Origin of the sequence: Stenotrophomonas sp. FR012 (assembly GCF_047520565.2) — a bacterium.
In the GTDB taxonomy this organism is placed as follows: domain Bacteria; phylum Pseudomonadota; class Gammaproteobacteria; order Xanthomonadales; family Xanthomonadaceae; genus Stenotrophomonas; species Stenotrophomonas sepilia.
The window spans coordinates 1-12,174 of the sequence record NZ_JAXBQL020000023.1; the positions used below are offsets into that span (position 1 = coordinate 1).

Consider the following 12,174-nt stretch of genomic DNA (forward strand, 5'->3'; position numbering starts at 1 on the left):
CGGCGCCGGCGCCGCCGAAGCGGCCCTGGCAGGGGCCTTACTGGCCGGCCTTCACCGCCACGAAGGCGCTGTTGCCGTTGGCCGTGCGGACCAGCAGCATCACCACGTCGTCCTTCTTGAAGCTGGACAACGCCCGGTTCAGGGCATCCACGCTGCCGACCGCAGTGCGGCCGACCTGCAGGATCACCATGCCCGGCGACAGGCCGGCATCGCGTGCTGCCTGGCCCTTGACCCCGGTGATGCGCACGCCTTCATTGCCGTTGAGCCCCAGCTGCTTGCGCTGGGCCGCGTTCAGGTCGCTGACGTCCAGCCCCAGCAGGGCGTTGGCACCGGTCTGCGGAGCCGCCTCGCCAGCGCCAGCCGACGGCCCGCGGGCATTGCCCTGCCCGTCCTCGCTCAGTGCGGTCAGCGTGGCACTGAGCTCATGCGGCTTGCCGTCGCGGTAAACCACCAGGTTCACCTTGCTGCCCGGCGCCATCGCACCGATCAGCGGCGGCAGGTCGGACCAGCTGTTGACCGCGCTGCCGTTGACCGAGCGGATGACATCGCCCACCTGCACGCCGGCCTTGGCGGCCGCACTGCCGGCCACGATCTGGTTGACCAGCGCGCCGCGGCTGTCCGGCAGGCCCAGTCCCTGCGCCTTCAGCGAATCGATCGGTTCGACCACCGCGCCGAGCTGGCCGCGGGTGACCTTGCCGCTCTTCTTGATCTGCTCGACCGCGCTCATCGCCAGGTCGATCGGGATCGCGAAGCTGATGCCCATGTAGCCGCCGGAGGCCGAGAAGATCTGCGAGTTGATGCCGACCACTTCGCCGCGGGTGTTCAGCAGCGGACCGCCGGAATTGCCCTGGTTGATCGCCACGTCGGTCTGGATGAACGGCACGTAGCGCTGGTCAGGCCCCCCCGTACTGCGACCGACGGCGCTGACCACGCCGGCGGTAACGGAATGGTCGAGGCCGAACGGCGAGCCGATCGCGACAACCCATTGGCCCGGCTTCAGGGTGTTGGAATCACCCACGCGCACGGTGGGGAGGTTCTTGCCATCGATCTTGAGCAGGGCCACGTCGTACTGCTGGTCGCTGCCCACCACCTTGGCGGTGAACTCGCGGCTGTCGCCCAGTTTGACCTTCACCTCGCTGGCGTCGGCCACCACGTGGTAGTTGGTCAGTACATAGCCATCGGGCGAGATGATGAAGCCCGATCCCATGCCACGCCCCTTGATGCTGGGACCGCCATCCTGCCCACCCGGCCCCTGCCCCGGCATCGGGAAGTCAGGGCCGAAGAAGCGGCGGAAGAACTCGGGCATGTCATCGTCGCCCATCGGGCCGCGCGAGGCCTGGCGGTTGTTGCGGACGATGGTGGTGTCGACGTTGACCACGCCCGGGCCGACCTGTTCGACCAGGTTGGTGAAGTCGGGCAGGCCGCTGACCAGCGGTTGTGCAGGCGCCCGCAGCGCCGCGGCCGGCGCAGGCTGAGCCGGGGCGGCAGGCGCCGGCGCCTGCGCGCAGGCCACCAGGGGAAGGGTCAGAGCCAGCAGGCCAATGGCCTGCGTGCGAAGTCGGGGAGTCATCGGACGGCAACCTCCGGGTCGGATGGAAAGAGGAATACGGGCCCCGCCGACGGCGGGGCGTGAAGGCGCCCGGCTCAGTCGCGCGGGCGCGGCGGCACCGGCAGGTCGTCCTGCAGGCGCGGCTCGAACGGGTAGAACGCGGCACCGCCGGCGCGGGCCGGGAAACTGGCATTGAGCGCGCCACCTGCGGTCGGCGCCAGGCTGGAGCGCGGCCACGGCCGGGCCTGCAGCCCGCCGACCTCGCCGAATGGCAGGTTGCGGTTGGCGTTGGCCGGTACGGTCGGAGCCAGCGGTGCCTGCACGGCGGCGATGGCGCGCTGCGGAGCGTCATCGCGCTGGGCGGCACGCGCGGCCTGCTGGCTGCGGGTTGCACTGGCGCGGCGGGCGTCCTGGCGACGGCTGGTAGCAGCCATCGCCACAGTCGGCGCCGCCGCCACGGCCATCGCGGCGGTATCCACCGATGCTTCAGTCACCGGGGCCGGCGAGGTCGGCGCCGGCGGCAGTTCCGCCTGGCTGGCGATCACCTGGGGGGCCAATGGCTCGCCGGGAGTGGCCTCCTTCAGCTTCTCGCCCCCCATGAACAGGGCGACCGCAGCAACCGATGCGGCCAGAGCCGCGCCGCCGCCCCAGGCCCGCCAGCCACTGCGACGTACCTGGCGACGCGGCTCGGCCTGCGGCGTCGGCTCGGCCGCGATGGCGGCAGCCACGGCGGCACTGAACCCGGCCGGAGCCAGTGCCGACGCCTGCCCGCGCATCACGTCGCCCAGCAGCTGCCAGCGCTCCTGGCAACCGGCCAGCTCGGGGTCGTGCTCCATCCGGCGCAGCAGGAAACGCGCTTCATCGGCGCCCAGCTCGCCATCGACCAGGGCCGACAGCTGCTCGCGATGGCGCTGGTCCAGGCGCTGCCCGGCGGGCGATTGATGGTTCTGCGATTCGTTGAACGGGTTACTGGTCATACGCGGCTCTTCTCACGGGTGGCGCTGCCGATGTCCAGCAGCGGCCGGAGTTCGGTGTCGATCGCCTCGCGCGCCCGGAAGATCCGTGAACGCACCGTGCCGATCGGGCACCCCATCTTCTGCGCGATATCCTCGTAGCTCAGGCCTTCCACCTCGCGCAGGGTGATCGCTGACCGGAGTTCTTCCGGCAGCGCGTTGACGGCCTTCATCACCGTCTGTTCCAGCTCCTGGCGCATCAACTCGCGTTCGGGCGTGTCGGTGTCACGCAGGCGCGTACCACTGTCGAACTGTTCGGCGTCGCCGATGTCGATGTCATCGGTCGGCGGCCGTCGATTGTGTGAAGCCAGGTAGTTTTTGGCGGTATTCACGGCGATTCGATGCAACCAGGTTGAGAACTGGGCATCGCCACGGAAACTCCCGATCGCGCGGTAGGCACGGATGAAAGTGTCCTGGGCGACGTCCTGACATTCGCTCCAGTCGGCGATGTAGCGACCGACGAGGGCCACCACCCGATGCTGGTACTTGCGCACCAGGACATCGAAGGCGGCACTCTCGCCGTGCTGCACGCGCCGGACCAGTTCCAGATCCAGCTCCTGTGGTGTATCAACCTCGGCCATGAGGGGCCGCACTCCTGTCAGCCCAACCGACGTCGGGCAATGAGACTGCCAATCCCGGGAAAAGTTCAGTCGCCGATCACCTGGCGCCGCACCAGCTTTTAACCACCGTTCCGTTAGCGTCCCGGTCCACGGCCATGGATCCGGGGGCGCCACTCCCCTGCTATTGGGATTTGACGCGAGGGAAACAACCTCTGGATCATAGCCGCTTCTCCATACACAACCGGATGGAACGTCCATGCTTTCAGGCTTCGATGGTCTCCGCTTCAGCCACTGGCACCCCGAGATCCGCGACGACGGCGTGGTGGTTCTCTCCCTGGATCGTCAGGACAGCAGCGTCAACGCGATGTCGCAGGACGTGCTGCTGGAGCTGGGCGACCTGCTTGAGCGCATCGCGCTGGACCCACCCAGGGGCGTGGTGGTCCAGTCGCTGAAGAAGGCCGGCTTCATTGCCGGTGCCGACCTGAAGGAGTTCCAGGAATTCGACCGTCGCGGCACCGTCAATGACGCGATCCGTCGTGGCCAGGCCACCTATCAGAAGCTGGCCGAGCTGCCCTGCCCCACCGTTGCGGCGATCCACGGCCACTGCCTGGGAGGCGGCACCGAACTGGCGCTGGCCTGCCGCTACCGCGTGGCGTCCAATGACAGCAGCACCCGCATCGGCCTGCCGGAAACCCAGCTGGGCATCTTCCCGGGCTGGGGCGGCAGCGCCCGCCTGCCGCAGTTGGTGGGCGCGCCGGCGGCAATGGACTTGATGCTGACCGGCCGCACCCTGTCGGCCTCGGCCGCGCGTGGCATCGGCCTGGTCGACAAGGTGGTGGCGCCAGCGGTGGTGCTCGACACCGCCGTCGCGCTGGCGCTGTCCGGCACCACCCGCCCGTTCAAGCAGCGCGCGACGGCATGGGCCACCAACACCTGGCTGGCACGCAGGCTGCTGGCGCCGCAGATGGTCAAGCAGGTCGCACGCAAGGCGAAGAAGGACCAGTACCCGGCGCCGTACGCGCTGATCAGCACCTGGCAACGCAGTGGCGGCAAGCCCATCCAGGCCCGCCTGGACGCCGAGCGGCGCGCCGTGGTCAAGCTGGCCAGTACACCGACCGCGCGCAATCTGATCCGTATCTTCTTCCTCACCGAGCGACTGAAGGGCCTGGGCAGTGGTGATTCCGGCATCCGTCACGTGCACGTGGTCGGCGCCGGCGTGATGGGCGGCGACATCGCCGCGTGGGCCGCTTACAAGGGCTTCGAGGTGACCCTGCAGGACCGCGAGCAGCGCTTCATCGACCCGGCCATGGAACGCGCGCAGGCGCTGTTCGCCAAGAAGGTGCGCGACGAAAGCAAGCGCCCAGCCGTGGCCGCACGCCTGCGTGCCGACCTGGAAGGCAATGGGGTTGCCGAAGCGGATCTGGTGATCGAGGCGATCATCGAGAACCCGGAAGCCAAGCGTGCGCTGTACCAGACGCTGGAACCGAAGATGAAGCAGGACGCCCTGCTGACCACCAATACCTCGTCGATCCCACTGGTGGAACTGCGCGATCACATCCAGCGCCCGGCGCAGTTCGCCGGCCTGCACTACTTCAACCCGGTAGCGCAGATGCCGCTGGTGGAAATCATCCACCACGATGGCATGGCGCCGGAGACCGAGCGCCGCCTGGCCGCGTTCTGCAAGGCGCTGGGCAAGTTCCCGGTGCCGGTGGCCGGCAGTCCGGGCTTCCTGGTCAACCGCGTGCTGTTCCCGTACATGCTGGAAGCCGCCACCGCCTACGCCGAAGGCGTCCCGGGCCCGGTGATCGACAAGGCCGCAGTGAAGTTCGGCATGCCGATGGGCCCGATCGAACTGATCGATACCGTCGGCCTGGACGTGGCCGCCGGAGTCGGCCGCGAACTGGCACCGTTCCTGGGCCTGCAGATTCCGGCCGCGCTGCAGACGGTGGAACCGGACAAGCGTGGCAAGAAGGATGGCCAGGGCATCTACACCTGGGAAAACGGCAAGCCGAAGAAGCCGGACGTGGCCAGCGACTACCAGGCCCCGGCCGACCTGGAAGACCGCCTGATCCTGCCGCTGTTGAACGAGGCAGTGGCGTGCCTGCACGAAGGCGTGGTGGCCGATGCGGACCTGCTGGATGCCGGCGTGATCTTCGGCACCGGTTTCGCCCCGTTCCGCGGCGGTCCGATCCAGCACATCCGTGCGGTCGGTGCCGATGCGATCATCGAGCGGTTGAAGGCGCTGCAGCAGCGCCACGGCGACCGTTTCGCCCCGCGCCCGGGCTGGGACAACCCCGCCCTGCGCGAACCGGTGGTTTGAGTTGATCTGCCGGGCCTGCGGCCCGGCACCCGCAGAGGCAACCGCCGAAGCAAAAGCCAAACCCAAACCCAAACCCAGAGCCAGAGCCAGAGCCAGAGCAACAGCCGGCTCTGGCTTTTCTGTTTGTTGGGCGGGGCGGTGTCGGGTTGCGGGGACGCCGTAAACCCGTCCTTGGGGGCTTGGCCGCGGCATCCATGCCGCGGACACCCCGCACCCCGACACCGCCCCACCCCTGACAGTTTCCCGGTAACGGTGGGTGAATCTCGATTCCGGTATGGATCACTACGAACTGGTGGGTGGCCACCTTGGTCGCCACCAGGAGCGAAGCGACCGGCGTTTGATTTTGATTTTGATTTTCTTTTTTTCTTCTCCGTGGCGGGACAGTACACGGAAACTGTCAGAGGCCGGGCGGGGTGGGTTCGCGGGGGTGTCCGCGGCATGGATGCCGCGGCCAAGCCTCCACGGACGGATTCACGGCGTCCCCTGCGAACCCACCCCGCCCGGCCAAGCGCGGCTTGTGCTTGTGCCGTCAGCGACCAAGCAACCAGCCACGAGGGGCTGCGCCGTTGGCTGGAACACCCTGTTACCCATACGAGGCATGTCCCCGTCACAGCCGCATGCGATGCTGACCACCTGATCCCTGCCAGCGAGAACGCCCGCATGACCACCATCATCGCCCCGCGCGTGCACGACATCGGCGGCCTCGAAGTCCGCCGCGCCGTCCCCACCCTGCAGGCGCGCAGCATCGGCTCGTTCGTGTTCGTCGACCAGATGGGCCCGGCACTGATGCACCCCGGCACCGCCATCGACGTGCGCCCGCATCCGCACATCGGCCTGGCCACGGTTACCTATCTGTGGTCGGGCGCCATCAGCCACCGCGACACCCTGGGCTCGGATCAGGTGATTCGTCCCGGTGACGTCAACTGGATGACCGCCGGCCGCGGCATCGCCCATTCCGAACGCACGCCACAATCGGACCGCGACCATGACAACCCGATCCACGGCATGCAGACCTGGGTCGCGTTGCCGAAGTCGCATGAGGAAATCGAGCCGGCGTTCTATCACCATGCCGCTGCCACCCTGCCCGAGCAGCGCCGCAAGGGTGCCTGGCTTCGGGTGATCGCTGGCCGCGCCTATGGCGAGGAATCGCCGGTGAAAGTGTTCGCCGATACGCTCAATGTGGCGATCGATCTGGACCCGGACGCGGAAATCGACATCGACGACGGTCACCGCGAGCGCGCGTTGTACATCCTTGAGGGCGACGCGCAGTTGGATGGCGTGGACATTCCCGCACAGCACCTGGTCATCCCCGAAGCCGGCGCACGCGGCCGCCTGCGCGCAAAGACACCGGTGAAGGCGATGCTGTTCGGTGGCGAGCCGCTGGATGGCCCGCGCCACCTGTGGTGGAACTTCGTGTCCAGCTCGAAAGAGCGTATCGAGCAGGCGAAGCACGATTGGGAAGCCGGTCGCTTCGGCACCATCCCCGGCGACGACAAGGAGTTCATCCCGCTGCCGCAGTACTGAGCATCGCGTGTTGCACACATCCGAGGGTGTATTCCTGCACCCGGCGTTGACGCTACAGTCACCCGCTGATCATTGAAATGTGACATAAATCACACTTTCGGCCGTCAAAGGAGCGCAACACATGAGCATGGGTAAACGCTTGTCCGCCGAGTTCCTCGGCACGTTCTGGCTGGTTCTGGGTGGCTGTGGCAGTGCAGTGCTGGCCGCCAAGTTCGGTGGTGACGGCAATCCGCTGGGTATCGGCTTCCTCGGCGTGGCGCTCGCCTTCGGCCTGACCGTGGTGACCGGCGCCTATGCGTTCGGCCATATCTCTGGCGCGCACTTCAATCCGGCGGTCAGCGTCGGCCTGTGGGCCGGTGGTCGTTTCCCGACCAAGGACCTGGTGCCGTACATCATCGCCCAGGTTGCGGGCGGCCTGCTGGCCGGCTTCATCCTGCTGCAGATCGCCTCCGGCGCCAGCGGCTTCGCCATCGATGGCAGCCAGGCCGGAGCGTTCGCCAGCAATGGCTATGGCGCGCTGTCGCCCGGTGGTTACAGCGTGGCTGCGGCCTTCCTGTGCGAAGTGGTCCTGACCGCGGTGTTCCTGATCGTGATCATGGGCTCCACCCACGGCAAGGCACCGGCCGGGTTCGCCCCGCTGGCGATCGGCCTGTCGCTGACCCTGATCCACCTGATCAGCATCCCGGTCACCAACACCTCGGTGAACCCGGCCCGCTCCACGGCCGTTGCCTTCTTCGCCGGCAGCGGTGCGGTCAGCCAGTTGTGGCTGTTCTGGGTCGCCCCGTTGCTGGGTGGCGCGATTGGCGGCCTGATCTACAAGTGGATCGGCAACGACCGCTGATCCCCGCAGCAACCATTGCGGCCGACCCTCGGCCGCAATGGTTGCGCTTGCAACCGCGAATTGTGCGATTGCTCACGTTCCGTTAAGGTTGAGTTGACCGTCCGTGCACATGCCGGATGGGGGGCGTCCGGGGATGGGATGCCATGGTCGCCGGCTCTGCTGGCGAAGCCAACCAATTCATCACCTTGGGGGATGCATGAAGTTCGTGCCTGTCATGTTGTCGAGCCTGCTTTTCGCTGCGGCCCACGCCGCCGCGCAGGCGCCGTCCGAATGTCCTTCGCTGCCGGCCAGCAGCGGTCTGCAGTGGCAGCAGCAGGTGCAGGCCGATTTCCTGGTCTGCCGCGCCAGCACCCCTGATGGCCGCGAAGTGCTGAGCCTGATGCTCAGCGCGCGTGACCCGTCCATTCCGCTGAACCGCTCGCTGCGGCAGGAAAAAGGCAGCTTCGGCGGTGAATCGCTGTACTGGTACCAGCCCGACCTGGGCGGCCAGCAACCGCCGGGGTATGCCGAACGGCGCATCAGCGTGGTCAAGCTCGACAAGGGGCGTTACGCGCAGATTTCGCTGTATCCGGACAGCGCGCAGGAGCTGGGGTCACTGCAACAGCTGGCGCAGGGCATGAGCCTGACCCCGTCGGCCGTGGCCGCCGGGCGCTGAGGATGACGGGGATGACTGCCTGGCAGCATCCCCGCAGCGCGACCCCATCCAACGGTTGTGCCGGTCGCTGGCCGGCACCCCGATCCGCCTCCATGCGAGGCAGTTGCCGGCCAGCGGCCGGTACTACGTCAGAACTTGCCTTCCTGGAAATCGACGAAGGCCTGCATCAGTTCCTGCCGCGTGTTCATCACGAACGGCCCGTGGCGCATCACCGGTTCGCGCAGCGGACGGCCGGCCACCAGGATCAGGCGCGCGCCTTCATTGCCGGCCGAGATGTGCAACTGCTCGCCACCGCCCAGCACCGCCAGTTCCTGGCGGGCGACGTCGCGCGCGGCGTCCTGCTCACCCACGGTCACGCCACCTTCGAATACGTACGCAAAGGCGTTGTGCCCTTCCGGCAGCGCATAGGTCCAGGCACGGTCGGGCGCCAGCGTGATGTCGAGGTAGAGCGGGTCGGTGGCCGGTTGCACGATCGGGCCGCGGGTGCCATCGACCGTGCCAGCAATCACCTTCACCTCCACGCCCGCTTCCGGGTGCACCACCGGAATCCGCTCAGGCGCGAACTCCTGGTACTTCGGCTCGGTCATCTTCTCCTTCGCCGGCAGATTCACCCACAGCTGGAAACCGCGCATCTGCCCGCTCTCCTGCTCGGGCATCTCCGAATGCACCAGGCCACGGCCAGCGGTCATCCACTGCACGCTGCCCGGGGTCAGCAGGCCTTCGTTGCCATGGTTGTCGCGATGCCGCATGCGCCCGTCGAGCATGTAGGTGACGGTCTCGAATCCGCGGTGCGGATGCTCCGGGAAACCGGCGATGTAGTCCTCGGCGCGGTCGGTGCCGAATTCATCGAGCAGCAGGAACGGATCGAGGTCGGGCAGCGTCGGGCCACCGATGACGCGGGTCAGGCGCACGCCGGCACCGTCGGAGGTGGGCATGCCACGGATGGTCCGCAGCACGCGGACCGGTTCGGGAAAGCTCATGGCGACTCCTGTTGGATGGATGCCACTGAAGATGGACGCCGCACGGCCACACGCCAATGGACGGCGCCGCAACCGATTGTTCCATCCCTGATGTTCGCTGCACGTCAGCACAACAAGCGTACGACCAAAGTACTACCGCCGATTCGTCCTGTGCCAATTGACCCTGTCGAGGGCACGCGGGACTCTTTGACTGTCTTTCCGGGAGAGAGCACCTCATGAAAGGGTTTTCCAAAATAGGCTGGGCGGTCCTCGCCCTGCTCGGCGCCTTCTGTCTGGGCACCGTGGCCCTGCGCCGCGGCGAACACATCAATGCGCTGTGGATCGTCGTCGCCGCGGTGTCGCTGTACCTGGTGGCCTACCGCTTCTACAGCCTGTTCATCGCCAACAAGGTGATGCAGCTCGATCCGACCCGGGCCACGCCGGCGGTGATCAACAACGATGGCCTGGACTACGTGCCCACCAACAAGCACGTATTGTTCGGCCACCACTTCGCCGCCATCGCCGGCGCCGGCCCGCTGGTCGGCCCGGTCCTGGCCGCGCAGATGGGCTACCTGCCTGGACTGCTGTGGCTGGTGGTGGGCGTGGTGCTGGCCGGTGCGGTGCAGGACTTCATGGTGCTGTTCCTGTCCAGCCGTCGCAACGGCCGTTCGCTGGGCGACCTGGTACGAGAAGAGATGGGCCAGGTACCCGGCACCATCGCGTTGTTCGGTGCGTTCCTGATCATGATCATCATCCTGGCGGTGCTGGCGATGGTGGTGGTCAAGGCGCTGGCCGAAAGCCCGTGGGGCATGTTCACGGTAATCGCGACGATGCCTATCGCCATCCTGATGGGCGTGTACATGCGCTATATCCGCCCCGGCAAGATCGGCGAGATCTCGGTGGTCGGCCTGATCCTGCTGCTGGCCGCGATCTGGTACGGCGGCAAGGTCGCCGCCGACCCGGTGTGGGGCCCGGCGTTCACGTTCACTGGCACCCAGATCACCTGGATGCTGATCGGCTACGGCTTCGTCGCATCGGTGCTGCCGGTGTGGCTGTTGCTGGCCCCGCGCGACTACCTGTCGACCTTCCTCAAGATCGGCACGATCATCGCGCTGGCCGTCGGCATCCTGATCGTGATGCCGGAACTGAAGATGCCGGCGCTGACCCAGTTCGCCGCCAGTGGCGACGGCCCGGTGTGGAAGGGCGGCATGTTCCCGTTCCTGTTCATCACCATCGCCTGCGGTGCGGTCTCTGGTTTCCATGCGCTGATTTCCTCCGGCACCACGCCGAAGCTGCTGGCCAATGAAGCGCACATGCGCTACATCGGCTACGGCGGCATGCTGATGGAATCGTTCGTGGCGGTGATGGCACTGGTGGCCGCATCGATCATCGACCCGGGCATCTACTTCGCGATGAACAGCCCGGCCGCGGTGATCGGTGCCGATGCTGCGTCGGCGGCGCACTACATCACCAACACCTGGGGCTTCACCATCACGCCGGAGCAGCTGACCGCGACCGCGGCGGCGATCGGCGAGCCGACCATCCTGCATCGTGCAGGTGGCGCGCCGACACTGGCGGTGGGCATCGCGCAGATCCTGCACGAAGCAATCCCCAGTGGCAGCGACGCAATGATGGCGTTCTGGTACCACTTCGCGATCCTGTTCGAAGCATTGTTCATCCTGACCGCGGTGGACGCCGGCACCCGTGCTGGACGCTTCATGCTGCAGGACCTGCTGGGCAACTTCGTGCCGGCGCTGAAGAAGACCGAGTCGTGGACCGCCAACATCATCGGTACCGCCGGCTGCGTGGCGCTGTGGGGCTACCTGCTCTACACCGGTGTGGTCGATCCGTTCGGCGGCATCCAGACCCTGTGGCCGTTGTTCGGCATCTCCAACCAGATGCTGGCCGGTATCGCGCTGATGCTGGGCACGGTAGTGCTGTTCAAGATGAAGCGCGACCGCTATGCGTGGGTCACTGCGGTACCGGCGGTGTGGCTGCTGATCTGCACCACCTATGCCGGCTTCATCAAGATCTTCGACAGCAACCCGGCGCAGGGTTTCCTGGCACAGGCACACAAGTTCCAGGCCGCGCTCGCCAGCGACACGATCACGGCGCCGGCCAAGTCGGTGGCGCAGATGAAGCAGATCGTGGTCAACGCCTACGTCAATACCGGCCTGACCGCGCTGTTCCTGCTGGTGGTGGGCGCAGTCCTGGTGTATTCGATCAAGACCATCCTGGCGGCACGCCGCAATCCGCAGCGCAGCGACCGCGAGACCCCTTACGTGGCGCTGAAGCCGCATGAAATGGTGGATCTGTGATGAGTACGCAACTGGTTCCCGCCGGCCAGTACCAGGCGCACCGCCGCATCTGGCGGCGCCTGGTGCAGACCGCACGACTGTGCTGTGGCATTCCTGATTACGACAACTACGTCCGGCATATGCTGGAAAAGCATCCGGACCAGGAGCCGATGGACTACAAGACGTTCTTCCGCGAGCGCCAGGAAGCGCGCTACGGCGGGCGCAATGGTGGCCGCTGCTGTTGATGCTCGGGTTCGACAGCGCTGCAGCGGCCTTCAGTAGATTCACGCCATGCGTGGATGAAGACCGCCGCTGATCGAATGGTGTCCGGGGTCAGATCCGTTTCCTCCGGGAAACGGATCTGCCCCCTTCTTTGAAAGAATGCCGAGCGCGGGCTCGGCACTACACGGGCAGAGCGGGGGGGGGGGGGGCCCCCCCCCCCCCCCCCCCCCCCCC

10 protein-coding genes are annotated in these 12,174 nt (G+C 66.9%); 6 read left to right on the forward strand and 4 right to left on the reverse strand.

Annotation, left to right across the window (positions count from 1 at the left end; translation table 11 throughout):
* Positions 1-37: 37 nt before the first annotated feature.
* The 3 genes from ACM0O9_RS19480 to rpoE all read right to left on the reverse strand — a co-directional run bounded on the left by ACM0O9_RS19480 (position 38) and on the right by rpoE (position 3,143).
* Entirely contained in the window at positions 38-1,570 is a 1,533-nt protein-coding gene (locus ACM0O9_RS19480; RefSeq protein ID WP_414604268.1) for a DegQ family serine endoprotease, read from the reverse strand.
* 74 nt (positions 1,571-1,644) lie between these two features.
* Positions 1,645-2,526: a sigma-E factor negative regulatory protein gene (locus tag ACM0O9_RS19485; RefSeq protein ID WP_414604269.1), complete on the reverse strand. Its 882-nt coding sequence runs from the start codon at positions 2,524-2,526 to the stop codon at positions 1,645-1,647.
* Entirely contained in the window at positions 2,523-3,143 is a 621-nt protein-coding gene (gene rpoE, locus ACM0O9_RS19490) for an RNA polymerase sigma factor RpoE (protein ID WP_005418256.1), read from the reverse strand. Before rpoE ends, ACM0O9_RS19485 begins: the two co-directional genes overlap by 4 nt.
* A 235-nt stretch (positions 3,144-3,378) precedes the next feature.
* On the opposite strand from rpoE, the gene ACM0O9_RS19495 reads away from it, so the two are divergent.
* From ACM0O9_RS19495 to ACM0O9_RS19510, 4 genes are all read left to right on the forward strand, one after another.
* Positions 3,379-5,442, forward strand: a complete 2,064-nt coding sequence (locus ACM0O9_RS19495) for a 3-hydroxyacyl-CoA dehydrogenase NAD-binding domain-containing protein (RefSeq protein WP_414604270.1) — start codon at positions 3,379-3,381, stop codon at positions 5,440-5,442.
* A 660-nt stretch (positions 5,443-6,102) separates the two neighbouring features.
* Positions 6,103-6,966 carry a pirin family protein gene (locus ACM0O9_RS19500; protein ID WP_414604271.1) on the forward strand — a complete coding sequence of 288 codons (864 nt, stop codon included), beginning with the start codon at positions 6,103-6,105 and terminating at the stop codon, positions 6,964-6,966.
* A 121-nt stretch (positions 6,967-7,087) separates the two neighbouring features.
* Positions 7,088-7,807, forward strand: a complete 720-nt coding sequence (gene aqpZ / locus ACM0O9_RS19505) for an aquaporin Z (RefSeq protein ID WP_032954396.1) — start codon at positions 7,088-7,090, stop codon at positions 7,805-7,807.
* Between the two features lie 196 nt (positions 7,808-8,003).
* Positions 8,004-8,462: a hypothetical protein gene (locus tag ACM0O9_RS19510; RefSeq protein ID WP_032954397.1), complete on the forward strand. Its 459-nt coding sequence runs from the start codon at positions 8,004-8,006 to the stop codon at positions 8,460-8,462.
* Positions 8,463-8,590: 128 nt separating this feature from the next.
* Here the strand turns inward: ACM0O9_RS19510 and ACM0O9_RS19515 are convergent, their stop codons facing one another.
* Positions 8,591-9,442 carry a pirin family protein gene (locus ACM0O9_RS19515; RefSeq protein WP_053499689.1) on the reverse strand — a complete coding sequence of 284 codons (852 nt, stop codon included), beginning with the start codon at positions 9,440-9,442 and terminating at the stop codon, positions 8,591-8,593.
* A gap of 215 nt (positions 9,443-9,657) precedes the next feature.
* Here ACM0O9_RS19515 and ACM0O9_RS19520 point away from each other — a divergent pair, with 215 nt between their 5' ends.
* A complete protein-coding gene (locus ACM0O9_RS19520) occupies positions 9,658-11,739 on the forward strand; it encodes a carbon starvation CstA family protein (RefSeq protein ID WP_005418274.1) in 2,082 nt (693 codons plus the stop codon).
* Positions 11,739-11,963 carry a YbdD/YjiX family protein gene (locus ACM0O9_RS19525; RefSeq protein ID WP_005410613.1) on the forward strand — a complete coding sequence of 75 codons (225 nt, stop codon included), beginning with the start codon at positions 11,739-11,741 and terminating at the stop codon, positions 11,961-11,963. Before ACM0O9_RS19520 ends, ACM0O9_RS19525 begins: the two co-directional genes overlap by 1 nt.
* The last annotated feature ends 211 nt before the right edge of the window (positions 11,964-12,174 follow it).